At 73.0% G+C, this 26,520-nt stretch carries 21 protein-coding genes; 18 read left to right on the forward strand and 3 right to left on the reverse strand.

Features of this window, described 5'->3' with window-relative positions:
* Nucleotides 1-6: 6 nt before the first annotated feature.
* Complete coding sequence (locus ACSMTC_RS03170; RefSeq protein ID WP_436558093.1) at nucleotides 7-1,053, reverse strand: sugar ABC transporter substrate-binding protein; 1,047 nt, start codon at nucleotides 1,051-1,053, stop codon at nucleotides 7-9.
* A gap of 509 nt (nucleotides 1,054-1,562) precedes the next feature.
* On the opposite strand from ACSMTC_RS03170, the gene ACSMTC_RS03175 reads away from it, so the two are divergent.
* From ACSMTC_RS03175 to ACSMTC_RS03215, 9 genes are read left to right on the forward strand one after another with little or no spacing between them, the layout of a single operon-like run.
* Nucleotides 1,563-2,414, forward strand: coding sequence for a fumarylacetoacetate hydrolase family protein (locus ACSMTC_RS03175; RefSeq protein ID WP_436558094.1), 852 nt, complete (start codon nucleotides 1,563-1,565; stop codon nucleotides 2,412-2,414).
* An 11-nt stretch (nucleotides 2,415-2,425) separates the two neighbouring features.
* Nucleotides 2,426-3,772, forward strand: coding sequence for an L-fuconate dehydratase (locus tag ACSMTC_RS03180; RefSeq protein WP_436558095.1), 1,347 nt, complete (start codon nucleotides 2,426-2,428; stop codon nucleotides 3,770-3,772).
* Nucleotides 3,769-4,527, forward strand: a complete 759-nt coding sequence (locus ACSMTC_RS03185) for an SDR family NAD(P)-dependent oxidoreductase (protein WP_436558096.1) — start codon at nucleotides 3,769-3,771, stop codon at nucleotides 4,525-4,527. The genes ACSMTC_RS03180 and ACSMTC_RS03185 overlap by 4 nt, the downstream gene beginning before the upstream one ends.
* Before the next feature lie 8 nt (nucleotides 4,528-4,535).
* Nucleotides 4,536-5,540, forward strand: a complete 1,005-nt coding sequence (locus ACSMTC_RS03190; RefSeq protein WP_436558097.1) for an aldo/keto reductase — start codon at nucleotides 4,536-4,538, stop codon at nucleotides 5,538-5,540.
* On the forward strand, nucleotides 5,531-6,271 hold the full coding sequence (locus ACSMTC_RS03195) for a (Fe-S)-binding protein (protein ID WP_436558098.1): 741 nt from the start codon (nucleotides 5,531-5,533) through the stop codon (nucleotides 6,269-6,271). Before ACSMTC_RS03190 ends, ACSMTC_RS03195 begins: the two co-directional genes overlap by 10 nt.
* The gene (locus ACSMTC_RS03200) at nucleotides 6,268-7,749 is read left to right on the forward strand and encodes a LutB/LldF family L-lactate oxidation iron-sulfur protein (protein WP_436558099.1); all 1,482 of its coding nucleotides are present in this window, start codon (nucleotides 6,268-6,270) and stop codon (nucleotides 7,747-7,749) included. The genes ACSMTC_RS03195 and ACSMTC_RS03200 overlap by 4 nt, the downstream gene beginning before the upstream one ends.
* The gene (locus ACSMTC_RS03205) at nucleotides 7,746-8,393 is read left to right on the forward strand and encodes a LutC/YkgG family protein (RefSeq protein ID WP_436558100.1); all 648 of its coding nucleotides are present in this window, start codon (nucleotides 7,746-7,748) and stop codon (nucleotides 8,391-8,393) included. Before ACSMTC_RS03200 ends, ACSMTC_RS03205 begins: the two co-directional genes overlap by 4 nt.
* Nucleotides 8,390-8,701 (forward strand): L-rhamnose mutarotase, encoded by a 312-nt coding sequence (locus tag ACSMTC_RS03210; protein WP_436558101.1) that lies wholly within the window; start codon nucleotides 8,390-8,392, stop codon nucleotides 8,699-8,701. The genes ACSMTC_RS03205 and ACSMTC_RS03210 overlap by 4 nt, the downstream gene beginning before the upstream one ends.
* Complete coding sequence (locus tag ACSMTC_RS03215) at nucleotides 8,698-9,555, forward strand: amidohydrolase family protein (RefSeq protein WP_436558102.1); 858 nt, start codon at nucleotides 8,698-8,700, stop codon at nucleotides 9,553-9,555. The genes ACSMTC_RS03210 and ACSMTC_RS03215 overlap by 4 nt, the downstream gene beginning before the upstream one ends.
* 91 nt (nucleotides 9,556-9,646) lie before the next feature.
* Here ACSMTC_RS03215 and ACSMTC_RS03220 read toward each other — a convergent pair whose 3' ends face one another.
* Nucleotides 9,647-10,318, reverse strand: coding sequence for a FadR/GntR family transcriptional regulator (locus tag ACSMTC_RS03220; protein ID WP_436558103.1), 672 nt, complete (start codon nucleotides 10,316-10,318; stop codon nucleotides 9,647-9,649).
* A 722-nt stretch (nucleotides 10,319-11,040) separates the two neighbouring features.
* A complete protein-coding gene (locus ACSMTC_RS03225; protein WP_436558104.1) occupies nucleotides 11,041-11,517 on the reverse strand; it encodes a ricin-type beta-trefoil lectin domain protein in 477 nt (158 codons plus the stop codon).
* Nucleotides 11,518-12,022: 505 nt separating this feature from the next.
* Between ACSMTC_RS03225 and ACSMTC_RS03230 the strand changes: the two genes are divergently transcribed.
* The 9 genes from ACSMTC_RS03230 (at nucleotide 12,023) to ACSMTC_RS03270 (ending at nucleotide 26,518) form a co-directional block, all read left to right on the forward strand.
* On the forward strand, nucleotides 12,023-12,946 hold the full coding sequence (locus tag ACSMTC_RS03230; protein ID WP_436558105.1) for a TIGR03620 family F420-dependent LLM class oxidoreductase: 924 nt from the start codon (nucleotides 12,023-12,025) through the stop codon (nucleotides 12,944-12,946).
* A gap of 448 nt (nucleotides 12,947-13,394) precedes the next feature.
* A complete protein-coding gene (locus tag ACSMTC_RS03235; protein WP_436558106.1) occupies nucleotides 13,395-13,616 on the forward strand; it encodes a hypothetical protein in 222 nt (73 codons plus the stop codon).
* A gap of 504 nt (nucleotides 13,617-14,120) precedes the next feature.
* Entirely contained in the window at nucleotides 14,121-15,269 is a 1,149-nt protein-coding gene (locus tag ACSMTC_RS03240) for an AfsR/SARP family transcriptional regulator (protein ID WP_436558107.1), read from the forward strand.
* Between the two features lie 5 nt (nucleotides 15,270-15,274).
* Nucleotides 15,275-17,602 carry a TOMM precursor leader peptide-binding protein gene (locus ACSMTC_RS03245; RefSeq protein ID WP_436558108.1) on the forward strand — a complete coding sequence of 776 codons (2,328 nt, stop codon included), beginning with the start codon at nucleotides 15,275-15,277 and terminating at the stop codon, nucleotides 17,600-17,602.
* Nucleotides 17,595-19,718 (forward strand): TOMM precursor leader peptide-binding protein, encoded by a 2,124-nt coding sequence (locus tag ACSMTC_RS03250; protein ID WP_436558109.1) that lies wholly within the window; start codon nucleotides 17,595-17,597, stop codon nucleotides 19,716-19,718. Before ACSMTC_RS03245 ends, ACSMTC_RS03250 begins: the two co-directional genes overlap by 8 nt.
* A gap of 71 nt (nucleotides 19,719-19,789) precedes the next feature.
* Nucleotides 19,790-21,394, forward strand: coding sequence for a nitroreductase family protein (locus tag ACSMTC_RS03255; RefSeq protein ID WP_436558110.1), 1,605 nt, complete (start codon nucleotides 19,790-19,792; stop codon nucleotides 21,392-21,394).
* A gap of 126 nt (nucleotides 21,395-21,520) precedes the next feature.
* Nucleotides 21,521-24,238: a lantibiotic dehydratase gene (locus ACSMTC_RS03260; RefSeq protein ID WP_436558111.1), complete on the forward strand. Its 2,718-nt coding sequence runs from the start codon at nucleotides 21,521-21,523 to the stop codon at nucleotides 24,236-24,238.
* Nucleotides 24,231-25,298 (forward strand): lantibiotic dehydratase C-terminal domain-containing protein, encoded by a 1,068-nt coding sequence (locus ACSMTC_RS03265; protein ID WP_436558112.1) that lies wholly within the window; start codon nucleotides 24,231-24,233, stop codon nucleotides 25,296-25,298. The genes ACSMTC_RS03260 and ACSMTC_RS03265 overlap by 8 nt, the downstream gene beginning before the upstream one ends.
* Nucleotides 25,295-26,518 carry a zinc metalloprotease gene (locus ACSMTC_RS03270; protein WP_436558113.1) on the forward strand — a complete coding sequence of 408 codons (1,224 nt, stop codon included), beginning with the start codon at nucleotides 25,295-25,297 and terminating at the stop codon, nucleotides 26,516-26,518. The genes ACSMTC_RS03265 and ACSMTC_RS03270 overlap by 4 nt, the downstream gene beginning before the upstream one ends.
* Nucleotides 26,519-26,520 lie beyond the last annotated feature (2 nt).

A 26,520-nucleotide genomic window follows, 5' to 3' on the forward strand; every position in this document is an offset into this window, starting at 1 on the left:
TCTGAACTACTTGCCGACGTTGTTGCCCCACAGGCTCTTGTCGTCGACGTTGTCCTTGGTGACCAGGGGTGCCGGGAGCTGGTCCTCCAGGCCGTTGGGCAGGGAGATGATGGTCGAGTTGTGGTCGGTGGGGCCGGCCTGGAACGTCTTGCCGTCGGCGGCGGCCTGCGCGTAGTAGAGGGCGTACTTGGCGTACAGGTCGGCGGGCTGGGAGACGGTGGCGTCGATGTCGCCCTTGCGGATCGCGTCGTACTCCTGCGGGATGCCGTCGTTGGAGACGATGGCGATGTGGCCGGGCTCGCCGGCGGGCTTGAGCAGGCCCTTCTGCTGCAGGAGCGCGATGGTGGGCTGGAGGAAGACGCCGCCGGCCTGCATGTAGACGCCGTTCAGGTCCGGGTTGGCGGCGAGTGTGCTCTGGAGCTTGGCCGAGGCCACGTCGCCCTTCCAGTCGGTGGCGAGCTCGATCACCTGGATGTCGGGGAACTCGCTCTTCATGCAGGCGGCGAAGGCCTCGGAGCGGTCACGGCCGTTGATGGAGTCGAGCGCGCCCTGGAGTTCGGCGACCTTGCCCTTGCCGCCGAGCTGCTTGCCCAGGAACTCGCAGGCCTTGGTGCCGTACGCCTTGTTGTCCGCGCGCACCACCATGTAGACCTTGCCGGTGTCGGGGCGGGTGTCGACGCTGACCACGGGGATCTTCTTCGACGCGAGGGAGTCGAGGGTGGAGGCGATGGCACCGGTGTCCTGCGGGGCCATCACCACGGCCTTGGCGCCGGTGTTCTGGAAGACCTGGACGTTGGCGACCAGCTTGGTCACGTCGTTCTGCGAGTTGCTGACCGGGAGGGTGTTGAGGCCCTCCGAGGAGGCGTCCTGCTTCACGTACTGGGCGTAGGAGTTCCAGAAGTCGGAGTCGGCGCGCGGGAGGTCGATACCGATGGCCGGCTTGCCGCCTGAGGCGGCGTCGGACGAGGACCCGCGGTTGCAAGCGGTGGCGAAGCCCGCCAGCAGGACCACCGAGGCGGCCACTGCCACGGTCTGGGAGGTACGAAGCTTCATGGTGGGATCTCCTTGGATGACATGGCCGAGACGCCCGGCGGGGGGCGGGACATAAGCGTTCGGCACTATGGAAGGGGCGCTCAGCCCCGCCGGGAGGTACGCGGATGCCGACCGCCTCCGTGGGCCCTCGTCCCTGGGGAGGCCGGCACCTGCTCGACGGTCCGGGTCGGGGGTCCCGGTCCGCAAGTCCCGGCCCTCTCCGACTCTTCGAGAGTCATCGGATGGGTTGCGGGCACGAGGAGACTACGAGCCCCGCTGATCACTCGACAAGTGCAGACCTCGGATGAATCCAAACCGTGACATTTGGGTTCTCAGTCCCCTAACTATCCGTTAATGTCCGGCACTCACCACCGAGATACACCCTTTCGCTCCGACTTCCAAGAGCTTCGGAGAAACATCGGAGGACTTGTTGCGCTCGACCCCTGCCACTCGTATGGTTCAAGCCACCTTCAAGTCATCCGATGTATGACGCGAGGGGTTCCACTCCCTCCCGACCGAGAGGCATGAGCATGAAGCTGCTGCGTATCGGCGCCGTCGGCGAGGAGGTGCCGGCCGTCCAGGACGAGAACGGCCGGACCTTCGCCATATCCGGCGTCACCGACGACATCGACGGGGCCTTTCTCGCCGGTGGCGGTGTCGAGCGGGTGCGCCGTGCCCTCGCCGAGGGCACGCTGCCCGAGATCGAGGCCGCGGACCGGCGGGTCGGGGCCCCGGTCGCCCGGCCCGGCAAGGTGGTCTGCATCGGTCTGAACTACCGCGACCACGCGGCGGAGACCGGCGCGCCCGTCCCCGAGCGTCCGGTGGTCTTCATGAAGGACCCGTCCACGGTGGTCGGCCCCTACGACGGGGTGCTGATCCCGCGCGGCTCGGTGAAGACCGACTGGGAGGTCGAACTGGCCGTCGTCATCGGCCGCACCGCCCGCTACCTGACCGACCGGGCGCAGGCGGCGGAGTGCATCGCGGGCTACGCGATCAGCAACGACGTCTCGGAGCGCGAGTTCCAGCTGGAGTACTCGGGCCAGTGGGACCTCGGCAAGTCCTGCGAGACCTTCAACCCGCTCGGGCCATGGCTGGTGACGCCGGATGAGGTCGGCGACCCCCAGTCGCTCGGCCTGCGTCTCGACGTCAACGGAGTGCGGCGCCAGAACGGCAGCACCAAGAACATGATCTTCGATGTAGCCTTTCTGATCCAGTACCTGAGCCGGTACATGGTGCTGAACCCGGGCGACGTCATCAACACGGGCACCCCGGCCGGGGTGGCCCTGGGTCTTCCTGACAACCCGTACCTGCGCGCGGGCGACACCGTCGAGTTGTCGATCGATCGCCTCGGTACGCAGCGACAGATCCTCACCAACGCGTGAAAGGCACCGAGTTGTCCGCAGAGACCGCGCGGATCGTCGCCCTGGACACCTACGACATCCGCTTCCCCACCTCGCGCGAGCTGGACGGCTCCGACGCGATGAACCCCGATCCCGACTACTCCGCCGCCTACCTGGTACTGCGTACCTCTCAGGACGGCCTGGAGGGCCACGGGTTCACCTTCACCATCGGCCGCGGCAACGACGTCCAGGTGGCCGCCATCAACGCACTGCGCGACCACGTCGTCGGGCGCTCCGTCGCCGGGCTCTGCGCGGATCCGGCCTCGCTGCACCGCGATCTGGTCGGTGACAGCCAACTGCGCTGGCTCGGCCCGGAGAAGGGCGTGATGCACATGGCGATCGGCGCCGTGGTCAACGCCGTGTGGGACCTCGCGGCCAAGCGCGAGGGCAAGCCGCTGTGGCAGCTGCTCGCCGACGCCGAACCCGAATGGCTGGTCTCCCAGGTCGACTTCCGCTACATCGCCGACGCGCTCAGCCCGGAGGAGGCCCTCAGCCTGCTGCGGCTCGGCAAGGAGGGTTCCGCCGAGCGGACCCTGGAGCTGCGGCGCCGCGGATACCCGGCCTACACCACCTCGCCGGGCTGGCTCGGCTACTCCGACGAGAAGCTCACCCGGCTCGCCCGCGAGGCGGTCGCGGACGGCTTCCGGCAGATCAAGCTGAAGGTCGGGGCCGACCTGGAGGACGACATCCGCCGCTGCCGGGCCGCCCGCGCCGCCATCGGCCCCGACATCCGGCTGGCGATCGACGCCAACCAGCGCTGGAACGTGGCGGAGGCCATCAGCTGGACCAACGCCCTCGCGGAGTTCGAGCCCTACTGGATCGAGGAGCCCACCAGCCCGGACGACGTGCTGGGGCATGCGACGGTCCGCGAGCGGGTCGCCCCGATCCGGGTCGCCACCGGCGAGCACGTGCAGAACCGGATCATCTTCAAGCAGCTGCTGCAGGCCGGCGCCATCGACGTGCTGCAGCTGGACGCGGCACGGGTCGGCGGTGTGAACGAGAACCTCGCCATCCTGCTGCTCGCGGCCAAGTACGACATCCCGGTCTGCCCCCACGCGGGCGGCGTGGGACTGTGCGAACTGGTCCAGCACCTCTCGATGTTCGACTACGTGGCGCTCTCCGGCACCACCGAGGACCGCGTCATCGAGTTCGTCGACCACCTCCACCAGCACTTCGTGGACCCGGTGGTGATCGACGCCGGCCACTACCGGGTCCCCACCGCGCCGGGGTTCTCGGCGGCCATGCACCGTGCTTCCATCGACACCTACCGCTACCCCCATGGACACTTCTGGGCGGCGGACATGGCACAGCGTCAGAACGAACCGGAGGTCATGGCATGACGAACGATCTCGAAGGCCTGGCAGCGCTGGTCACCGGCGGGGCATCCGGCATCGGCCTCGCCACCGCGCGGCTGCTCACGGAGCGCGGCGCCAAGGTCGCCGTGCTCGACCTGGACCCGGGGCAGGTGGACGCGCCGCTGGCCGGTTTCCTCGCCGACGTCGGCGACGACGCCTCGGTCCGCACCGCCGTCGCCGGGGCGGCCGAGGCCCTGGGCGGCATCGACATCCTGGTCAACAACGCGGGTGTGGGCGCCGCCGGGACGGTCGAGGACAACCCGGACGAGCAGTGGCACCGCGTCCTGGACGTCAATGTGCTCGGCATCGTCCGGACCACCCGCGCCGCCCTGCCCCACCTGCGGCGCTCGGCCCACGCCTCGGTGGTCAACACCTGCTCGATCGCCGCCACCGCCGGGCTGCCGCAGCGCGCGCTGTACTCGGCGAGCAAGGGCGCCGTGCTGTCCCTGACCCTCGCCATGGCGGCCGACCACATCCGCGAGGGCATCCGGGTCAACTGCGTCAACCCCGGTACGGTGGACACCCCCTGGGTCGGCCGCCTGCTCGACGCCGCCGAGGACCCGGCGGCCGAACGCGCCGCGCTCAACGCCCGCCAGCCGCACGGCCGCCTGGTGACCGCCGAGGAGGTGGCCGCCGCCATCGCCTACCTGGCCTCGCCCGCCGCGGCCTCGGTCACCGGCACCGCGCTCGCGGTGGACGGCGGCATGGCCGGCCTGCGGCTTCGGCCGCAGGCCCGGTGAGGAGCGCCGTGCACCAGGTCAGGCTCGGCCGCGGCACCGCCGCCGTCACCCGGCTGTCCTTCGGGGCCGCCGGGATCGGCAACCTCTTCACACCGGTGACGGACGAGGCCGCCGCCCAGGCCGTGGACGCCGCCTGGGCGGCCGGCATCCGCTCCTTCGACACCGCACCCCACTACGGCCTCGGTCTCTCCGAGCGCCGCCTGGGCGCCGCCCTGCGCGGCCGCCCCCGCGCCGAGTACACCGTCGCCACCAAGGTCGGCAGGCTGCTCGACCCCCTCCCGCACCCTGCGGGCGACGACCTCGCGAACGGCTTCGCCGTCCCCGCGACCCACCGCCGGCTGTGGGACTTCACCGCCGACGGCGTCCGGCGCAGCCTGGAGGCCAGCCTGGAACGGCTGGGCCTCGACCGGGTGGACATCGTCCATCTGCACGATCCCGACGACCACTTCGCCGAGGCCGTCGGCCAGGCCTACCCGGCCCTGGAACGGCTGCGCGCCGAAGGCGTGGTGGGCGCGATCGGCGTCGGCATGAACCAGGCCGGGATGCTGGCCCGCTTCGTGCGCGACACGGACATCGACGCCGTACTGCTGGCCGGTCGGTACACCCTGCTCGACCAGGGCGCGCTGGCCGAGCTGCTGCCCGAGGCCGCCCGGCGCGGTGTCTCCGTCATCGTCGGCGGTGTCTTCAACTCCGGTGTGCTGGCCGCTCCCAGACCCGGAGCCACCTTCGACTACGCCGCCGCCGCGCCGGAACTCGTGGAGCGGGCCCTGCGGATGCAGGCCGTCTGTGAACGGTACGGCGTGCCGCTGCGTGCCGCCGCGGTCCGCTTCGCCCTGGCCCCGCAGGCCGTCGCGGGCGTCCTGGTCGGAGCCCGCTCGGCCGAGGAGATCACCGACGCCGCCCGGCTGCTGGACCTGGACATCCCGGACGCGCTCTGGCAGCAGCTGGTGCGCGAAGGCCTGCTCCCCGACCACCTGCCCCTTCCGCAGAGAAGCCATCTTCCATGCGAGTAGCGCTCTTCATCACCTGCTTCAACGACACCCTCTTCCCCGGCACCGGCCGGGCCGTCGTCAGCCTGCTGGAACGGCTCGGCCACACCGTGGAGTTCCCGCCGGAGCAGACCTGCTGCGGCCAGATGCACTTCAACACCGGCTACCGCCCGGACGCCGTACCACTGGTCGCCCGCTTCGCCCGGACCTTCCGGGACTACGACGCCGTGGTCACGCCGTCCGCCTCGTGCGCCGGCATGGTGCGGGAGAACCACCCGGTGCTGGCCGAGCAGTACGGCGACGACGGCCTCCGCCGCCAGGTCGCCGGCCTGGTGCCGCGGGTGTACGAGCTCACCGAGTTCCTCACCGACGTCCTGGAGGTGACCGACGTGGGCGCCTGCTTCCCGCACCGCGTCACCTACCATCCGACCTGCCACTCGCTGCGCGGCCTGCGGCTCGGCGACCGGCCGCTGCGACTGCTGCGCGCGGTACGGGGCATCGAGCTGGTCGACCTCCCCGCCGCCGACTCCTGCTGCGGCTTCGGCGGCACCTTCGCGCTCAAGAACGCGGAGACCTCCGGCGCGATGCTCGACGACAAGGCCGACGGCGTCCTCGCCACCGGTGCCGAGGTGCTGTGCGCCGCCGACAACTCCTGTCTGATGCACATCGGCGGCGGCCTGTCCCGCCGGGGCAGCGGGGTGCGGGTCATGCACCTGGCCGAGATCCTCGCCGCCACGGAAGGAGATCCGCGATGAACGCCCCCGAGGACCGCGGCGTGGTGTGGCTGGGCTCACCGTCCTTCCCCGACGCGGCCCGTACGGCCCTGAAGGACACCCAGCTGCGCGGCAACCTGAAGCGGGCCACCACGACGATCCGGGACAAGCGGATCCACGCGGCCGGCGAGCTGGACGACTGGGAGGACCTGCGCGAGGCCGCCGCCGCCGTCAAACGCCGTACCGCCCGCCATCTGGACCGCTACCTCACCGAGCTGGAACGCTCCGTCACCACCGAGGGCGGGACCGTCCACTGGGCGGCGGACGCCGCCGAGGCCAACCGCATCGTCACCGAGCTGGTGCGGGCCACCGGTGAGCGCGAGGTCGTCAAGGTCAAGTCGATGGCCACCCAGGAGATCGGCCTCAACGAGCACCTCGCCGAGGCCGGGATCACCGCCTACGAGACCGACCTGGCCGAGCTCATCGTCCAGCTCGGCGACGACCGCCCCTCCCACATCCTGGTCCCCGCGATCCATCGCAACCGCGCCGAGATCCGCGACATCTTCGCCACCGCCATGGCCCGCTGGGGCCGCCCCGCCCCCGGGGACCTGAGCGACGACCCGCGCGAACTCGCCGAAGCCGCCCGGCTGCACCTGCGGGACAAGTTCCTGACCGCCAGGGTCGCCGTCTCGGGTGCGAACTTCGCCATCGCCGACACCGGCACCGTCGGTGTGGTCGAGTCCGAGGGCAACGGCCGGATGTGCCTGACCCTCCCGCAGACCCTCATCACCGTGATGGGCATCGAGAAGGTCCTGCCCACCTGGTCCGACCTGGAGGTGTTCCTCCAACTGCTGCCCCGCTCCTCCACCGGCGAGCGGATGAACCCCTACACCTCCACCTGGACCGGTACCACCCCCGGTGACGGACCGCAGGAGTTCCACCTCGTCCTGCTCGACAACGGCCGCACCGACACCCTCGCCGACACCGTCGGCCGCGAGGCGCTGGCCTGCATCCGCTGCTCGGCCTGCCTCAACGTGTGCCCGGTGTACGAGCGCACCGGCGGCCACGCCTACGGCTCGGTCTACCCCGGTCCGATCGGCGCCGTGCTGACTCCGCAGCTGGTCGGCGTCGGCGGTGACGCCAAGAGCGCCGCCGCCTCCCTGCCGTTCGCCTCCACCCTGTGCGGCGCCTGCTACGACGCCTGCCCCGTGAAGATCGACATCCCCCGGCTGCTGGCCCACCTGCGGGCCGAGGTCGTCCAGGCCAGGCAGCGCGAAAGCCGGCTCCCCACCCCCGAGGCCCTGGCGATGAAGGCGGCCGCGAAGGTCCTCGACTCACCCGCGCTGCTCAGCGCGGCCCAGAAGACCGCCGCGCTCGGTGCCAGGCCGCTCTCCAGGCACGGCCGGATCGGCCGCCTGCCCGGCCCGCTGCACGGCTGGTCCGACTCCCGGGACACCCCCGCGCCCCCGCCCGAGTCCTTCCGAAGCTGGTGGCGCAAGAACCGGGAGAGTGCCGAATGAGCAGCCGCGACACCGTCCTGCGCCGTATCCGCGCCGCCCTCGCCGACGTCCCCGCGGCCGAGGAACCCGGTGACGTCCCGGTACCCCGCGCCTACCGCCGCAGCCACACCGCGCCCGGTGAGGACCTGGTGGCGCTCTTCGCCGAGCGCGTCGCCGACTACCGCGCGGGCGTCACCCGCACGACCCCGGACGGCCTGCCCGACGCCATCGCCCGCGCGCTGACCGCACGCGGCGCCCGGACCATCGGGCTCCCGGCCGGATTCCCGGCCGGGTACCTGCCCGCCGGCGACTGGCAGTGGCGGCACGACGACCCCGCGCTGGACCTTGCCGCGCTCGACGCCCTGGACGGCGCGCTCACCCTCGCCGCGGTCGGCATCGCCGTCACCGGCACCGTGGTCCTGGACGCCGGGCCCGGACAGGGCAGGCGTGCCCTCACCCTCGTCCCCGACTACCACCTGTGCGTCATCCATGCGGACCGGATCTGCGACGACGTCCCCGAGGCCCTCTCCCGCCTGGACCCGTCCCGCCCGCTGACCTTCGTCTCCGGGCCGTCCGCCACCAGCGACATCGAACTCGACCGCGTCGAGGGCGTGCACGGCCCGCGCACCCTGGACGTCATCATCGTCACCACGGAGGAGCCGTGAAAGTCGCCCTGCACACCCGCGTCCGAGCCGACCGGATCACCGAGTACGAGGCCGCCCATCGCGAGGTCCCCGCCGAGCTGACAGCCGCCATCCGGTCGGCCGGTGTGTCCTCCTGGACCATCTGGCGCAGCGGCACCGAGCTCTTCCACCTGCTGGAGTGCGAGGACTACGCCCGGCTGCTCGCCGAACTGGAGCACCTCCCGGTCAACATCGCCTGGCAGGCCCGGATGGCTCAGCTGCTCGACGTCGTCCACGACTACTCCGCCGAAGGCGCCGCCGCGGGCCTTCCCAAGGTGTGGGAGCTGTGACCGGGCGTGGGATCATCGACGCCCACCACCACGTCTGGGACCTGACGGTCCGCCCGCAGAGCTGGATCACCGGCGAGGCGCTCGCACCGCTCAACCGCTCCTTCTCCCTGGAGGACCTCGCACCACAGGCCCGCGCGGCCAAGGTCACCGCCACCGTGGTGGTGCAGACCGTCTGTGTACCCGAGGAGACCCCGGAGCTGCTGGCCCTCGCGGCCGAAAGTCCCCTGGTCGCCGGAGTGGTCGGCTGGACCGACCTGACCGACCCCGGCATCGCGGACACCCTCGCCGCGCTGCGCGAGGGACCGGGCGGTGACCGGCTGGTGGGCATCCGGCACCAGGTCCAGGACGAGCCCGACCCGAACTGGCTGCTGCGACCGGACGTGCGACGGGGTCTGCTCGCCGTCGCCGAGGCCGGCCTCGCCTACGACCTCGTGGTCAAGCCGCACCAGCTACCCGCGGCCGTCGCCGTGGCCGAGCGGCTCACCGGGCCGACCTTCGTGCTCGATCATCTGGGCAAGCCGCCGATCGCCTCCGGGCTGCTCGGCCCGTGGGCGGCCGAGGTCCGCCGGTTCGCGGCGCTGCCCAACACCGTGTGCAAGCTCTCCGGCATGGTCACCGAGGCGGCGCCCGGTGCCTGGGGGGTCGGGGACCTCCAGCCCTATGCGGACACGGTCCTGGACGCCTTCGGCCCGCAGCGCGTGCTGTTCGGCTCCGACTGGCCGGTGTCGACGCTGGAGACGACCTATCGGACCACCGTCGAGGTGGCCGAGCGGCTCACCGGCTCGCTGAGTGCGGCCGAGAAGGACGCGGTGTTCCGGCGGAACGCGGCCCGCGTGTACCGCCTGGCGGCGTGAGAGCAGGTCGCGCTGCGCGTCGGAACGACCGTCAGCGCGACCGGCCGGGTGTACGGCGGGTGCCAGGCGGAGCCGTCCGGCAGAGCGCCCGTCAGAGCGCCTGACGGAGCCACTCGGCGACACCGGTGATGTGCACCGTCGCCAGGGCACGGGCGGCCTCCACGTCATGGGCGGCCATCGCCTCGACGATCGCCCGGTGCTCCGCGATGGTCCGCCGGACGGCGTCCTCCTGGGTCAGCCCGCGCCAGACCCTGGCGCGGGCGGTCCGGTTGGAGAGGGATTCGATGAGCGAGGCCAGCACGCTGTTGCCCGCCGCCGCCGCGATCCGGCCGTGGAACTCCAGGTCGTTGGCGACCAGGGCCTCCACCGTCGGGTTCTCACCGAGGCGGTCGAGGGTCTCCCGCAGCTCGGCGAGCTGTTCGTCGGTCATCCGCTGGGCGGCGAGCGCGGCGGCGGCCGACTCCAGGATGGTGCGTACCTGGAACAGCTCCAGCACGGACTCGTCGCGGTGCAGGTCCAGGATGAAGGCGAGCGCCTCCAGCAGCAGGGGAGGCTCCAGGCTGCTCACGTAGGTGCCGTCGCCCTGCCGTACGTCGAGCACGTTCAGCAGCGACAGCGCTTTCACCGCCTCGCGCAGCGAGTTGCGCGAGAGCCCCAGCTCCGCCGCCAGATCGGGTTCCTTGGGCAACCGATCCCCGGGCTTGAGGGCACCAGAGAGGATCATCGCTTTGATCTTCTCGATGGCCTCGTCGGTGACAGCCACGCCAGTACCTCCCACTGATCCGATGTTTGACCAGCCAGTATGCACCTGGACGCACCCAAAAACGCCCCAGGTACCGGCAAAGATCGGCATCGGAACCCGGAACGGCGGGAGCGCCGTTCGAGGCCGGATCGTGAAGTCATCCGATGAGTACTGCGTGGAGTCACCTCATGAGTACGGAGAAGTAGCGAGGAGGCCGGACCTTCCCGTCCGACCGGGCGGCACTCCGCTCCGCCGTGCGTACCGGTGTTCCACCGTCAGGGCGCCGGTCCCTCCGGGAAGTTCGCGGGGGGATCCGGGAAGCCGATTCCGTGCCGCCCGGCCGGGCGCCGGCCCGCCCCGCCGACCAGGCACGCCGCCCCTCCACCCGGCCGCCCGTTCACCTCCGACGGCCGCACCGGCACCGCGCTCCCGGACCCGGTGCATCGCGAACCACCGGCGACACGCCGCTGTGACGATCCTCACCGAGGCGGCCGGGGCAACGGCCTCGACGGCCCGCTCGTCGCGCACCGTCCGCCTCGCCGGCTCTGATCTCCGCCGCTCGGCTCCTTCGGGCGCACTCCGCCGATTGGCGGCCCGTCCCGGCAGCCCTGCCCTTCGTGGGGTCAGTGATGGTGTGCGGCACACCGGATCAGGCCGCCGACGGCCGTCCGCCGCTGCCCGCCGGCGTTCCACCGAAGGGCGTCCTCCCCCGCCGACGCCGGGGAGGACGCCGGAGCAGCGGGCTACGCGGGCAGCGTTTCCCAGCGCTGGGTGGGCAGGTCGCCGTTGGGCTGAACCCGCAGGCCGTTGCCCAGGCCGGTGGTCGTGACGACGTCCTCGTGGTCGGCCTCTCGTGCGATGTAGAACTGCCCCTCCCCTGCCGACAGAATCGCCCATTGCTGGAGCGGGTTCTGCGAGTCACAAGGCTGCATGGTGACCACCCGCCAGTTCACGGCCGGAGCCTGCAGGCATTCCTGCTTCGCGTCATCCCTGAACCGGTATCCCTGGGCGGCGGGTTCGATGTTCCACCGCTGGAAGGGGCCTTCGTTGGTGGGGAAGGTGATGGCGTTCGGCCCGCTCCCGTCGGAGTCAAGGTTTCCGCCGACGGCCAGGTTGAAGATCTGATACACGTTTCCTTCCGCCTGGGCCAGCGAGGCCGGCCCGCTCACCAGGGCCGTTGCCAGTGCTCCGACGAGAGCAGCTCTCTTCAGCTGGGACAAGGTCTTCACCCTCTCGTGAATTTCTTTCGATCCGGGAAAATCCCGCGCGTGAATGTACCCGACGCACCGTCAGTGAAAACTCGAAAGAGAGAGGCCTTGAATGTGATATTTTGCCAACAGGCGATATTATGCCGAATTCATTCGGCCCGGCTCCGCGCTTTCGGCTGTTCCGGTGGCGACGCCATGACTTTCCAATTGTGCCCGACGGCCGGATGGCTGACGGCGGTTATGCCGCACTGCGGAGGGGAACACGGGCGCGGGTCGGCCGGGGCGTGACGGTCACCCGGAAGCCGGTGCCCTGGCCTGGTCGCTCTCGCCGTGTCCGCCAGGCGCCGGCGGCGCGAACGGAGCGCCACCGGATGATGGCCGTGGAGCGGCGTGCCTCCGCCTCCGCCCGCCCCGAGCGCGTCTACGGTGACCAGGGCCGGGCACCGCATCCGGGCTCGACGGAGGCGGGGAAGTCCGCGCCGGGGTACCCGAGACAGGATCAGCGAGGAGTGCACCCATGGCCGAACGCGCCGCGTCCCTGCCCGTGGACCTGCCCGCGCTCAAGCAGCGCCTGGGCCGCACGGGAGTGTGGATCCCCCCGTCGTCCGCGGTGACGGCGGACGAGGAGCGGCGTGCGGTGGCCGAGATCGAGGATCTCGGCTACCGGACGCTGTGGTTCGGCGAGACCTCCACCAGCCGGGAGGCGCTGACCCATGCGGCCCTCCTGCTGTCCGCAAGCCGGCATCTGATGATCGCCACCGGGATCGCCAACATCTACGGACGGGACGCGACGGCGGCGGCCAACGGTGCCAACACACTCGCCGAAGCGTGGCAGAGCCGCTTCGTGCTCGGTCTCGGCGTGAGCCACCTGCCGCTGGTGAGCGGTCGCGGGCACGACTACAGCAGGCCGGTGTCCGCCATGCTGGCCTACCTCGACGCCCTGGACGCCACGTCGTTCGCCGCACCGCTGCCCGAGCCGGTGCCACGCGTACTCGCCGCGCTGCGCCCGAAGATGCTGAGGCTGGCCGCGACCCGGGCCCAGGGGGCCCACACCTACTTCGTCACGCCCGAGCACACCCGGATGGCCCGGGAGACCCTGGGCCCCGGCCCCCTCCTCGCCCCCGAGCAGGCCGTGGTGGTGGACACCGACCCCGGGCGGGCGCGAGCCACCGCCCGCAGGTACGCGGCGCTCTATCTGAGGCTGCCCAACTACCTCAACAGCCTGCGTGAACTGGGCTTCTCCGACTCGGACTTCGAGAACGGAGGCAGCGACGCGCTCATCGACGCGATCGTCCCCTGGGGCGACCCCGAGACGCTGGGCGAGCGCGTCCGGGAGCACCACCGGGCCGGTGCCGACCATGTCGCCGTACAGCCCATCACGGCGACCCCGGAGCAGCAGCTCAAGGACCTGCGCCTGCTTGCCCCCGTCCTGAACCACTGATCCGGGAACGACGACGGTCACGGGCTGCTGGGAGACCGAGCCGGTGGCGGCAGATCAGGCCAGGCCCGCCGGCGGCGGACACACCTGGCATCGAACCGGGTTCCCTGCCGTCCGGTCCGGCGACCGCCTCCACACGCGGCGCCTCGACGGACCGCCTCGCCGCCTTCAGCAGACGCGGCGCTTCACCATGCCGTATCCGCCGGGTGGCCCCACTCCTCCACCGGCCTTGCTTCGGCAGCCGCCCCAGGACTGCAATTCGTAAGATGATTGCACAAGTCTGGCGCTGAGTTTGACGGCCCGCCATCATGGCTGTCGCCGCCGAACGCGGCGATCCCCTGGGCGGACCCACTCGGGCCCGTCCGTTGAACCGTGCAACCGGCCGGGCCGCGGAATGCCGGACCCGGCTGCCCCCACCCTCACGCACTTGCACGGAGAGGACCCCCACAGCATGCCGAAGCTTTTCGGTGCCAGATCTTCGCACCCTGCCAAGGCCGCTTCCCTGGCGGTGATTTCGTCCGCTTCCCCGGTCGACGGGGTCTTGGCCGGCAGCGGTCCGGCCCGGGCACAGGTCGCCCCGGACTCGGCGGCCGGCCACGCCGTCCAGTCCGCCTGGGTCGATGACGGCGCCAGCGGCACGGGCGCCCGCGAGGTCTCCCGCCCGATCCAGTAGCGGGGCCGCCCGAGAGCCGGCCACGGATCACCGACGGCGCAGCCCCAGCTCGGTCCCAGCAGCGGTATCCGTCGCCGGGGTCGGCGCCGGCGGGCGCCATCGCCCGGCGAGGAGGACCGCAGACCGAAAGAGGCTCTGCGGGGCCGACAGCCCAGGTCACCGGCCCGTCACGGGCCGGACACCCGAGAACGGAGCGTCGGCATACGGACGATCATTGCCGTTCCATGGTGCCGTCCTGGTCCACACCCGGGCAAGGGTTTACCACCGCCGCGAACAGCTGTCGACATGTCGTGCATTGTTCACCGAAATGCCGATCCGCCCCATTGACTTGATCGAACATCAGCCCGTACGTTCTGGGCCGGGCAGAACCGAAGGCGCCGACAGAAGTGCGCCGAGCAGGCATGTCGCGTCCTCGCGATGCCGGTGCGGGTCGGTACCCATCCTTCGTCAGGGCGTGCCGGTGGCATACCTCGGCACAGTGGCCATAGGGAGGGCAGCGTGGGCGTGGCAGCACAGACCGGACAGACCGGCGGCGCCAGGTTCACCGTGCTCGGCCTGCTGGCCATCGCGGACCGCCGGGAGACGGCGGTGCTCCAGCCCTCCAAGCCGGCCACGCTGCTCGCCGCACTGCTGGTGCGCCCCAACGCCGTGGTGTCCGTGGAGTCGCTCCAGCGCGTGATCTGGGGCGAGGAGATTCCGGCGACGGCCAAGGCGGCCCTGCACTCCTGTGTGCTGCGGCTGCGGCGGCTCTTCGCCAAGTACGGCATCTCCGGCAGCACCATCGAGGCGCTGCCCGGCGGTTACCGGATGGCCGCCGACGCGCTCACCCTCGACCTGCTGGAGTTCCGCGAGTTACTGGCACGGGCCGACCGCACCGCCGACCCGGTGGCCGAACTCGCCTTGCTGCGCGCGGCGTCGGCGCTGTGGCAGCCGCCGGTGCTCGGCAACGTGCACTCCGAGGCCCTGCACCGCGAGGAGGTGCCGCGGCTGGCGGAGGAGTGGCTGAGAACCGTCGAACGCGTCTATGACATAGAACTCGCCCTCGGGCACTGTCGCGAGGTCCTGGCCGAACTCTGGTCGCTGGCCAGATCGCACCCGGTCCACGAGCGGTTTTGGGAGCAGCTCATCGAGGCGCTGTACCGGACCGGCCGGCGCGCCGAGGCCCTCGCCGAGTACCGCAGGGTCCGTGACCATCTGCACGACGAACTCGGGGTCGAGCCGGGGCCGGCCCTGCAGCGCCTCCAACTCGCGGTCCTGCGCGGCGGACCGCTGACACCGGCCGCCGCCTCGTCGCCGGTCCGGCCACCGGCCGCCGCGGCGACCGTCGTACCGGCCCGCGCCGCAGCGCACGGCGAACTCGCCTCCGCCACCGGCTTCGAACCGGATCCCATCCCGGCCGCGGTGGCGGACCCGATGACCGGACCCGCCACCGGGGAGGTCGTGCTCGCGGGCCTGGTGCAGGCCGGGCTGCTGGAGGAGGGCCCGTGCGGCCACTACCGCATACACGAGCTGCTCCGCTCCTTCACCCGTGCGGCGGCGGGCAGTTGGGCCCGCGCCCCGGGAGGGCCGAGCCCGGCGCAGCCCGCCGCCCGCACCGACCCGCTCCCATCCCCGCGGCAGTCAGCCGCCCCGTTGCGTACCACCGAGGTGTGAGGGACATGGCCCCGTACGAGGAGATCGCCGACAGCCGTCCACGGATCCGCCGTGACGTGCTGTACACCCAGACGCCCAGTGGGGTGCTCTTCCACAACGCCCACGGCGGCTTCAGTCTCACGACCAAGAACGCCTACCGCTTCGCCTCGCTGATCGTGCCGCACCTCAACGGGCGGCACAGCGTCGCGGAGATCTGCCAGGGGTTCGGCGAGCAGCACCGCACGATGGTCGTCGAGCTGGTCCGCGCCCTCTACGGCCGGGGCCTGGCCCGCGACGCCGGGCCCGCGCCCGAGGGCCCTTCGGTACTCGCGCCCGAGGTCACCGCCCGGTTCGGTCCGCAGATCGAGTACATCGACCACTACGTGGGCGAGGCCGAGAAACGCTTCCGCCGCTTCCGGGAGATCCGGGTCGCCGTCCTCGGCGACGACGAACTCGCACGGTGGAGCGTGCTCAGCCTGGTGCGCAACGGCTGCGCCACGATCGGTGTGCTGCCGCGCCTGGCCGAGCGGGCCGGCTTCGCCGAGGTCGAGGCCGAGGCGGCCGCGCTCGCCAAGGCCGGCTGCCCGGTGACGGTCACCACCCTGGCGGCCGGCCCCGTGCACGGTGGTGCCGCCCGGCCCGGACCGGACTGGGCGGAGCTCGACGGGTTCGACGTGGTGCTGGTGACCGGCCCGGACGGCTCGCGGCGGACCGTCAGCCTGCTGGAGGCGGGGATCCCGGCGGGCCGCCGGCTGCTGCCGGCCTGGACGGTCGGCGGCAGTGCGGTGATCGGCCCGCTGATGTCCCGTGACCGCACCGGTTGCTGGGTGTGTGCGGCGCTGCGGCTCGGTGCGAGCGCCCTCCCGGGCGACGCGGCCGCCCTGTGGAGCGGCCTCGCGCCGCTCGCGCCGCTGACCCCGGGCGGGCGGGAGCCCGGCGGGCCGCTCGCCGCGATGCTCGGCAACCTGCTCGGCTACGAGGTCTTCCGGCTCACCACCGGTGCGCTGCGGGCCGAGACCGACGGCCGGCTGCTCGTGCAGGACCTGGACTCGCTGGACGTCGTCAACGAGCCGCTGCTGCCCCACCCGCGCTGCCCGCGCTGTGCCGCGCTGCCGGCCGATGCCGCGGAGCGGGAGGCCGCCGCCACCGTCGAGCTCACCGCGGCCGACCTCGCGGCGGCAGAGACCGGCGGCCGGCTGCCGGCCGATGGCGCGGCCGAGGAGGAGGCGGCCAAGGCGGCCCTGGCCGAGCTGGACGCCCGCGCGGTCCTGGTCGGCCCGTACGCCGGGGTGTTCGCCGGCTACTCCGACGACGCCTGGCAGCAGACCCCGCTGAAGCTCGGCACGGTGAGCCTTGACCTCGGCCCCGGCCTGCGGCGGGAGATATCGGCCGCCGACGTGCACCATGTGGCGGGGGCGCGGCTGCGCGCCCTGTACCGGGCGGCCGAGGTCTACGCCGAGCACGTGGTCCCGCCCGCGCCGGCCGGCCACGGCACGGGCCTGCGCAGGGTGCGCCCGGAAACGCTGAGCACCGCCAGCGGCCTGCCGGTCGACGCGGTGCGGGACTGGAGCCCGGCCACCTCGCTGCTGACCGGCGAGCGGGTGCTGGTGCCCACCGCCGCACTGCGCACGTTCGGCGCGCACAACCGGGACCGGGCGTTCGAGGCCACGGCCGCCGGTACCGGCGCCGGCGGTTCGTCCGCCGAGGCGGCCGCGCGCGGGCTGCGCACCGCGCTCGGGTACGACGCGCTGCGCCGGGCGCTGCGCGGGCACTCCGCACCGGCCGCCGTACCGCTGGATCTGTTCGAGCAGGACGTCGAGCTCGTCTTCCTCGCCCGCTCGGCCGAAAACCTCGGCCTGGAGCCGGAGTTGCTGCGGCTCGACGGCGCCGAAGGGCCGCTGCCGGTGGTGCTGGCCCGGGCTGCCGACCCCGCTACGGACCGGTTCCACTGGACGCTCGGCAGCGGCCTGAGCCTGCGGCAGGCCGTACTGGAGGCGCTCCGCGACCTGCTCGGCGCGGTGCAGCTCGACCGCGACCCGGCTGCCGGCACCGGTCCGGACGCGGGTCGGGCTCCGGACGCCGGTCGGGCTCCGGACGCGGGTCAGGGCCTCGGCGCCGCTCGTGTCGACTCGGGCGACCCGCTGATCGGCGAGCTGGATCCGGCCGTGCTGTCGGCCGCGGCCGACGGCGCACCGGCCGCGCCCGGTGCCGACCTCGACTGGCCGCAGGTGCTGGAACGGCTCCGGGCCGACGGGCGCGACGTCCTGCTGGCTCCGTGCGGCCCGGCCGATCTGCGGGCCGGTCAGATCGAGGTGGTCAAGGTCCTGCTCACGGACGGGACTTCGGATGCCTGACGACGTCCTGAGCCGCCCGCTGGACTCCGGGCGCCGCGCCCCGGTACCGGCGGCCGGGTCACGGCCGCCGGGCCGGGCGGGCACGGCGTACACCGGCCCGTGGGGCGAGTTCTTCGCCACGCTGGCAGATGAGTTGACTGAACGTCAGATTCCTTCGGTCGAACTGGCGATGCTCGGCGCGCGCGACGAGCTCTCGGTGGACGAGGGCACCCGGGGTGCGCGGTGGGCGGTGCCCGTGCACCTCTACAGCCACCACGCGATCGTCGGCCCGGACGGCGCGGCCGCCGACGGCTCGCCCGCTCAGGACGGATCGCCCACCGCTGACGGCACGGCACCGCCCTGTCCGCGCTGTCTCGCCCGGGGCTGGCAGGCGGTCCGCTCGGAACCGCTGCGCGACGCGCTCGAACTGGGCTCCGTCACCAGCGCGGCGGGCAGCCCGCCGTGGGCGGTGCCCTTCCTCACCGACGCGCTCGCCGCACTGCTGGCGGCCCGCGCGGAGCGCGGCCGGCGGCCGGCGGGCGACCGCTCCGGTACGGTCCCCCGCCGCGACCGTTCCGGCCCCGGCGGGGAGCGGCTTCCCCTCGTCCACCTGCTCGACCTGGAGACGCTGCGGGTCAGCGGCTTTCCGCTGCTGCCGGACGCGGAGTGCCCGCGGTGCGGCCGCCGTACCGAGGACAGCGCCGAAGCCGCCCGGATCGAGCCGGCGAGCCGGCCGAAGCGCTCGCGCGAGGACTTCCGGCTACGCGCGATCGAGGAGTACCGGCTGCCGCTGGCGGCGTTCGTCAACCCGGTGGCCGGGATGCTCGGCCCCTCGGTGGTCCCCGATCTGGTCTCCGCCTCGACCTCGTCGACGGTCGGCTGCTTCACCATGCGCTCCGGCGACTACCTGCGGGAGTGCTTCTGGGGCGGCCACACCGGCGCGTACCGGACCAGCACCGAGGTCGGCCTGCTGGAGGGCCTGGAACGGTTCGCCGGGATGCGGGCGCGCGGCAAGCGGACCACGGTGGTCGCGGCCCTCGACGAGCTCGGCGACCGGGCGCTGGACCCCCGGGTCTGCGGCCTCTACCCGGAGGAGTTCCACCGGCGCGAGCCGGGCGTGCGGCCGTTCTCGCCGGGCCGGCCGATCCCCTGGGTCTGGGGCTGGTCGCTGCGTGACCAACGGCCCCTGCTGGTCCCCGAGATACTGGCCTACTACCACGCCCCCGGCGGGATCGAGAACCGCTTCGTCCAGGAGAGCTCCAACGGCTGTGCCTCCGGCGGCTGTCTGGAGGAGGCCGTCTACTTCGGGCTGATGGAGGCGATCGAGCGGGACGCCTTCCTGCTCGCCTGGTACGGCCGGCTCGCCCTGCCCGAGCTGGACGCCGGGACCAGCACCAGGCCGCAGACCCGGGCGATGGTGGACCGGTTGGAGATGTACGGCTACCGGGCCCGCTTCTTCGACACCCGGATCGGCTTCCCGGTCCCGGTGGTGACCGCCGTCGCGGAACGGATCGACGGCGGGCTCGGCCGGCTCTGCTTCGGGGCGGGCGCGAGCCTGGACCCGGAGGCGGCACTCTGGGCCGGCCTGTGCGAGATCGCCACCGACGCGGTCAACCTGCGCCGCCGCACCGCGCGCGAGGAGCGCCGACTGCGGGCGATGGCCGAGGACTTCGACCGGGTGCAGGTGCTGCACGACCATCCGCTGCTGTACGGGCTGCCCGAGATGGCCCGGTACGCCGACTTCCTGCTGCGCGACGACGCCCGCCCCGAGCCGCCGGGTACGAGGGCCCGGAGGCGAGCGGGCGACCACGGCGCGCCGGCCCCGCTGGCGAGCCTCGCCGCCGGATCGCTCGGTCCCTCCGACGACCTCCGGGAGGACCTGAGGCGCTGTGTGGAGGCGGTGGCGGCGGCCGGTTTCGACGTCGTGGTGGTCGACCAGACCATGCCCGAGCAGCGCGCTTCGGGTCTGCACACGGTCGCGGTGCTCGTCCCCGGTCTGCTGCCGATCGACTTCGGCTGGCGCCGCCAGCGGGCGCTCACCATGCCCCGGCTGCGGACCGCGCCGCGCGTGGCCGGGCTGCGCGAGCACGACCTTCGGGCGGAGGAGCTCAACCCCGCCCCGCACCCCTTCCCCTGAGCCCCGCCCGGCCCGAGCACGAGACGTGACCGACAGACGGGACGTGCCGGGCACACGAGAGAGGAACGATCATGGGCTACGCCCGCGAGTACGCGTCCGCGGTGCTGTGGCGGGGCCGGGTCCCGATGGAGCCCGCCGACTTCGTGCCCAACTGGGCCGACCGCCCCAGGAAGGACAGGTACTTCCCCGCAGCACCGCACTTCCCGCTGCCGGACTGTCCGCCCGACCCGGCGGCCGCCGTCCGCCGCGGCCTGTTCGGACCGCGCGGTGAGGGCGGGTTCACCCTGCCGCTGCTCGGCGGGATGCTCAGGGACTCCTACGGGCTGACCGGCCGCCGGCTCGCCGTGCAGGCCAACTCGGACCTCGGCACGCTGCCCCTGTACCCGCACGCCAACTTCTCGCGCGGCACCGCCTCGGGCGGCGGCCTGTACCCGATCGGCATCCACTGGGTCTGCGGGGCGGGCGGCCCGCTCACCCCCGGCGTCTACCACTACGCCACGCCGCACCACTCGATGCGGCGGCTGCTGACGGGCGACGTGACGGCCGACGTGCGGGCGGCGCTGGGCGGCTTCGCCGCCGACTGCGACCAGTTCCTGGTGCTCACGGTCAAGTTCTGGCAGAACACCTTCAAGTACAACAGCTTCGCCTACCACGTGGTCACCATGGACATCGGTGCGCTGCTGGAGACCTGGCGGATCTGGGCCGGTGCGCAGGGCCTGCACCTCGGCGCCGCGCTCTGGTTCGACGAGGAGCGGCTCGGCCGGCTGCTCGGCCTGGGGCCGGAGCAGGAGGGCGTGTTCGCCGTCGTCCCGCTGCGCTGGGCACGGCCGCGGGACGGTCGGCTCCCGGCCGGGCCCACCGAGGCGCGGGTCCGGGCGGCCGACCGGGAGCGCTCTCGGACGGTCATCGCCTTCGAGACCGTCCGGCGCATCCACGAGGCGACCCTGGACGGCGCCGCCGACCGCCCGGCGGCCGGGGCCCTGGACGCGGCGCTGGAGGCCGCCTGGGCCGAGGCGTCGGCCGAGCCGCCGGACCAGGCGGCCGGCGCACCGGTCCCGCTGCCCGCTCCGCAGCCGCTGACCCTGAGTGTGCGGGACGCGCTGCGGGCCAGACGCAGCAGCTTCGGTCGGTTCACCGCGCAGCCGCCGATGACCGCCGCGCAGTTGTCGACCGCACTCGCCGCTGCCGCCTCGGCGGGCCGTCTGGCGGGCTGTGCGGAAGGCCCCGGCGAGGCCTCGCTGACCCGGCTCCACGTGTTCGTCAACCACGTCGCCGGCGTGCCCGCCGGAGCCTACGCGTACGAGCCGTCCGACGGCTCGCTGCGGCCGGTGCGGCCCGGTCCGCAGGGCTGGTTCCTGCAGCGGAACTACTTCCTGACCAACTACAACCTGGAGCAGGCCGGCGCGGTGATCGCGGTCACCGCGCCCACCCCGGCCGTGCTGGACGCCGTCGGCGACCGGGGCCTGCGGCTGGTGAACGCCGCCGTCGGCGCCAGTGCGCAGGCCCTCTACACGGCGGCCCCGGCGGCCGGGCTGGCCTGCGGGGTGGCGCTCGGTTTCGACGCCGTCTCCTACACCGAGCGGCTCGGCCTCACGGACGGTGAGCTGCCGCTGCTGATCATGATGGTCGGACAGGAGCACCGCAGCCCGGCCGACTTCGACCACACGATCGCCTGACCGGGCGGAGGAACGTTGACCACCACGGAATCCCCCGTGACCCGAGAGCCCGGTGCGCCGGGCGCCGAGCACACGGCGCCGCCCGGTACACGGAGCGGATCGCACCCTGGTCTCGGACCGCGCTTCATGCTGCGCGTCGCCGGGCTGCCCGTCGAGGCCGTACACGGCCTGCGCTCGGCCGAGGCCTTCGACTGGGCCGAGGAACTGCTGGCCGAGGAGGAACGCCTCGCCGAACTGGGCGCCCGGCTCAGCGAACCGCTCTCGGCCCTCGTCAAGGCCGCCCCCGACGCCGCCCGCCGGCGCCGGCTGCTCGACCTGCGCCGCCGGGTGTTCAACAACCGGCTGCCCGACGGGCCGGCCGACGCCCTCGCCCTGGTTCGCCAACTGGACGCCGCTGCCGGTGAGTTGCTCGCACAGTGGCTGCCCGCCCGACAGCGCCTCGCACAGCTCGGGGACACCGGGGCCGCCACCTTCGAGCGGGAACTCGGGCGCACCCGGGCCGAGTTGCGCCGCCTCGCCGGCCTGGACGAGCTGCGGCTCGGCCTGCTGCTCGCCTCACCCTCCCTGGAGGGGCGCCTAAGCGGGCTCGGTACGCCGGGCGCGGCCCCGGACAAGCGGACCCGCAAGATGGAGCGGTCGCTGCTGTCGTACCTGTACCGGACGGCCTGCAAGACCAGCCCGTTCAGCACCTTCACCCCGGTCGCGGCCGGGGCCTTCCGCACCGGGGAGGGCCGGGCGGAGCTGCGCCTGGGTGCCGAGCGGGGCAGCCACCCGAGGCTGAACGTCGTGGTGCTCGCCCGGCTGGCCGAGCTGATCGCCGCCGACCCGGAGCGCAGGCGTGATCTGCCGCTCGCCCTCGCCTCCGGCTGGGAGCTGACCGAGGACCGGGTCCGCTATGTGCGGCGCTCGGTGACCGCGGGCGACGACAGCGCCCCGGTGAGCTTCGACGCGGCCCGGGACCGGCTGTTCTTCCTGCGCCTGAGCGGAGTACTGGAGCGCCTGCTGGACCTCTTCCGGCAGCGGCCGCTGATCCGCCACGGCGAGCTCGCGGCCGAGCTCGGCGCCGATTCCGGCCCCGAGGACGCCGAGCGCTACCTCTCCGCCCTGCTGGAGATCGGCATCCTGCAGCTGCCCCTGCTCGCCACCGACGTGCACACCGTCGATCCGCTGCGCTCCTTCCAGCTGGCCCTGCGCTCGCTCGACCGCCCGTGGGCCGAGGCGGTCGCCGACCGGCTCGCCGCACCGCTCGCCGCGATCGAGAGCTATCCGGCGGGCGACGTACCGACCCGCCGGGCACTGCTGGCCGAGATCCGCGGCGGTCTCCTCGCCGTCCAGCGCGACCTGGGAGATCAGCACGCGGCCCTCCCGCAGACCCTGCTCTACGAGGACGTCTCCGCGGGGGAGCTGACCGCCGACGCACGGCTCTGGGCGGAGCTGGCGGCCCGGCCGCTGGCGGCGCTCACCCGGATCCTGCCGGTCTTCGACCTCGCACTGGCCCAACGGCTCACCCTGAAGGGGTTCTTCCTCGCCCGCCACGGCCGGGGCGGGCGCTGCGAGGACCTGCTCCAGCTGGTGCACGACTTCCACGAGGACATCTTCAACCAGTACCTGCAGTTCACCTCGGCCAAGCCGGCCGAGACCGAACACGGCGGCTACCCGCCGGAGGAGAACTGGCTCGGCCTGCCGGAACTCACCGCCCTCGACCGCGCCCGCGCCGAACTGGCCAGGCGGATGCGCGGGTTGTGGGAGCGGCTGCCCGAGGATGCCGAGGAGCTGACGCTCGGCGAGGCCGACCTCGCCGCCGTCGCGGCCGAACTCGCCCCACTGGGCGACACCTTCGCGCCGCACAGCCACTTCCTGCAGCTGGCCCACCGCACCGGCGATCCACTGGTGGTGCTCAACCACTCCTACGGCGGCCTCTGCTTCCCCTTCACCCGCTTCACCCACTGCTTCGAAGATGCCGAGGGCGGCGGTCTGCCCGCCGAGCTGCGCGCGACGCTGCGGGAGATCCAGCCGAAGGGCGCGGTCCTCGCCGAGGTCACCGCGGGCTCGGCGACCACCAACCTCAACCTGCACGCCCGTCTGACCGACCACGAGCTCGTCTGCCCCGGTGAGACCAGCACCGCGCCCGCCACCGCCCGGATCCACCTCGACGACCTGTACGTCGAGCACGATCCGGCCGCCGACCGGCTGGTCCTGCGCTCGCGCCGGCTGGACGCCGAGGTGATCCCGGTCTACCTCGGCTACCTGGTCCCGATGGTGCTGCCCGAGATCCCGCGCAGCCTGCTGCTCTTCTCCCCGACCTCGCGGGTGAGCCCCCAGCTGTGGCGCGGGGTGCCCGCCTCCCCCGCGGCCGACGGCGTCTCGCGCCGTCCGAGGGTCCGGTACGGCAGCCTCGTCCTGCACCGGCGCAGCTGGACCGCCGCCCCCTCGGTGCTGCCCCGACTCCCGCCCGGTATACCCGAGTCCGAGCGGTTCCTGGAGTGGCAGCGCTGGCGCCGCCGGCACGCTCTGCCGATCCGGGTCTTCGCCCGGGTGCACCCCGAGGCCCAGGGAGCCGGCGCCCCGCTCGGAGCCGCCACCCCGCTCGGAGCCGCCACCCCGCTCGGAGCCGGCAAACCGCAGTACGTCGACTTCGCCAGCCCGCTCTCGCTCACCGCGCTGGAGGGGCTGCTGGCCGGCGGGCCCGCGCGGCTCGTGCTGGAGGAGATGCTGCCGGACGAGGAGGCCCTGCACGTGCGCTCCGACCACGGGCACCACGTCGCCGAACTGGCCCTGGAGATCATGCCCCGCGCGGAGGCCACCGCGCCCGAGCCGAGGCAGGGAGAGCCGAACCTTGACTGACCAGCGGATGGACCAGAGTGCGCCCGAGGCCGTCCCCGGAGACTGGCTGGCGCTGCACGTCTTCTACGCCGCCAGCCCGCGCCCGCTGCTGCTCCAGTGCGTCCGGCCACTGGTCGCGGAGCTGACGGAACAGGGCCTGCTCGCCGGGTACTTCTTCATCAACTACTGGCTGGAGGGCCCGCATCTGCGCCTGCGGCTGCGGCCCGCCACACCGCAGGCGTCCGAGCAGGTGCGGATGCGCGCGGAGGCGGCCGTCGCGGAGTTCCTGCGCCGTCGCCCCGCCCTCTACGAGGTGAAGGACAGCTTCTTCGCCGAGCTCTACAACACCCTCTTCGAGCTGGAGTACCGCGAGGAGGACCGCGAGCGCCTGCTCGGCCCGGACGGCCGGATGCGGCTGCGCGAGAACAACACCTTCAGTCTGGAGGTGTACGAGCCCGAGCTGGGCAAGTACGGCGGCCCGGCCGGCGTCGCCCTCGCCGAGTGGCACTTCCAGCGCTCCAGCGATCTGGTCATCGAGGCCACCCGGACGATGAACCTGCATCTGCGCACGGTGGTGCTCGGCCTCGCCGCCCAGCTGATGATGACCATGTCCGCCTGCTTCCTGCCGGAGCAGGAGGACCTGTTGGCCTTCCTCGACCGCTACCACGCCTTCTGGGACGGGGCGTTCGAGGGCACCAACTACACCGCCCGGCAGGGCTACGACCGTGCCTACCGAAGCATGGGCGACACCCTGCCGGAACGGTTCGGGGCGATCCGCTCGGCGGTCGCGGACCAGGAACCACAGCGGCTGCCGAGCCTGCTGCGCGGCTGGGCCGAGCACTGCCTGGAGCTGCGCGAGCGGGCCGGCGACCTGGCCCGCCGCGGCGAGCTGGTCTTCCGCTCCTGGGACGGCAACCGCGACCTGACCGTCACCGACCCGGCGCAGGCCCTGCCGATGCTGCTCTTCCCGTACGCGCACATGACCAACAACCGGCTCTCGGTCACGGTGCGCGACGAGGCGTTCCTCTCCTACGTCCTGGGCCGCGCGCTGCGCGAGCCGGCACCCTCGGCGGCGCCGTGAGCGAGCGTCAACTCCTGGCCCTGCGTCCCAAGGTCCGCTCCGGGCTGCGGTTCGGACGGCCGCTGCGGCGCGGCGCCGCCGAGGTCCACCTGCTGCGGGACCCTGCCGGTGACCGCCGGATGGAGATCGGGGCGAAGGAGCACTTCATCATCGCCCGGCTGGACGGCACCCGGTCGCTGGCGGAGATCGGCGAGGAGTACGCCCTGCGGTTCAGGGCCCGGCTCGGCGAACCGCAGTGGCAGCAGCTGCTGGGCCTGCTGCACGCCCGGGGACTGCTCGACGGCGCCCCGCCGCCTGTGCCCCAGGCGCCGCCCGAGCCCGCCCCCTCGACCGTGCTGGCCGGCCGGGTCCGGCTGGTGGCCGACGCGCCCGCCGTGCTGGACCGGCTGCACCGGGCGAGCGGACTCGCCCGCCGGCGCCTGTTCCTGGTACCGCTGTCGGCGCTGGTGGCGGCGCTGCTGGCCGGTGTCGCCGGCCACCTCGGCACCCTCACCGACGAGACCGCCCGACTCACCCGCCAGCCCGTCGCCCTGCTGGCGGTCGGCACCCTGCTGTGGGCGAGCCTCGCACTGCACGAGCTCGCGCACGGGCTGGTCGGGCGGGCGTTCGGCGGGCGGGTCGGCGAGATCGGCCTGCGCTGGCGGCTGCCGGTGACCTACCTGTACTGCGAGGTGGAGGACGTGCGGTTCTTCGCCCGCCGGCGCGAGCAGATCGCCACCGCCATGGCCGGGGCCCTGATGAACCTGGTCTTCCTGCTGCCGTTCTACCCCGTCTGGGCGCTGCTGCCCGCACACGCCCAGGCCAGGCCCTTTCTGGGCGGCCTGCTGCTGCTGGGCACCGCGCTCGCGCTCGCCAACCTCCTCCCGCTGCCCCCGCTGGACGGCTACAAGGCGCTGGGGTACGCCCTGGACTGCCTCCAACTGGCCACCGAGAGCCGCCGGTTCACCGCACTGCTGGCCGTCGCGGCGCTGCGCCGCGACGCCACCGCGCTGCGCGTCTACCCGGTGCGGCTGCGTCTGGTCTACGGCGGCTACGCGCTCGGCTGCGCGCTCCTGGCCGCCGCGGTGCTCGCCGCCCTCGGCCCGCTGGGCGCCCGGCTGCTGCCGGCCCGGTTCGGCCCGGTCGCCGGGTACGCGCCCGCACTGGCCGCCGCGGCGGCGCTGGTGCTGTGGATGGCGGGCCGGGCACTGCGGGCATACCGCAAGCGGCGGGTGAACTGATG

The sequence above is a fragment of the Kitasatospora sp. HPM-01-4 genome (assembly GCF_051374625.1).
In the GTDB taxonomy this organism is placed as follows: Bacteria; Actinomycetota; Actinomycetes; order Streptomycetales; family Streptomycetaceae; genus Kitasatospora.

Coding starts and splice junctions, on each gene's coding strand:
- ACSMTC_RS03260 (WP_436558111.1), top strand. CDS start 21,521: ATGCTGCGCGTCGCCGGGCTGCCCGTCGAGGCCGTACACGGCCTGCGC.
- ACSMTC_RS03175 (WP_436558094.1), top strand. CDS start 1,563: ATGAAGCTGCTGCGTATCGGCGCCGTCGGCGAGGAGGTGCCGGCCGTC.
- ACSMTC_RS03170 (WP_436558093.1), bottom strand. CDS start 1,053: ATGAAGCTTCGTACCTCCCAGACCGTGGCAGTGGCCGCCTCGGTGGTC.
- ACSMTC_RS03200 (WP_436558099.1), top strand. CDS start 6,268: ATGAACGCCCCCGAGGACCGCGGCGTGGTGTGGCTGGGCTCACCGTCC.
- ACSMTC_RS03185 (WP_436558096.1), top strand. CDS start 3,769: ATGACGAACGATCTCGAAGGCCTGGCAGCGCTGGTCACCGGCGGGGCA.
- ACSMTC_RS03245 (WP_436558108.1), top strand. CDS start 15,275: ATGGCCCCGTACGAGGAGATCGCCGACAGCCGTCCACGGATCCGCCGT.
- ACSMTC_RS03195 (WP_436558098.1), top strand. CDS start 5,531: ATGCGAGTAGCGCTCTTCATCACCTGCTTCAACGACACCCTCTTCCCC.
- ACSMTC_RS03205 (WP_436558100.1), top strand. CDS start 7,746: ATGAGCAGCCGCGACACCGTCCTGCGCCGTATCCGCGCCGCCCTCGCC.
- ACSMTC_RS03235 (WP_436558106.1), top strand. CDS start 13,395: ATGCCGAAGCTTTTCGGTGCCAGATCTTCGCACCCTGCCAAGGCCGCT.
- ACSMTC_RS03250 (WP_436558109.1), top strand. CDS start 17,595: ATGCCTGACGACGTCCTGAGCCGCCCGCTGGACTCCGGGCGCCGCGCC.
- ACSMTC_RS03230 (WP_436558105.1), top strand. CDS start 12,023: ATGGCCGAACGCGCCGCGTCCCTGCCCGTGGACCTGCCCGCGCTCAAG.
- ACSMTC_RS03255 (WP_436558110.1), top strand. CDS start 19,790: ATGGGCTACGCCCGCGAGTACGCGTCCGCGGTGCTGTGGCGGGGCCGG.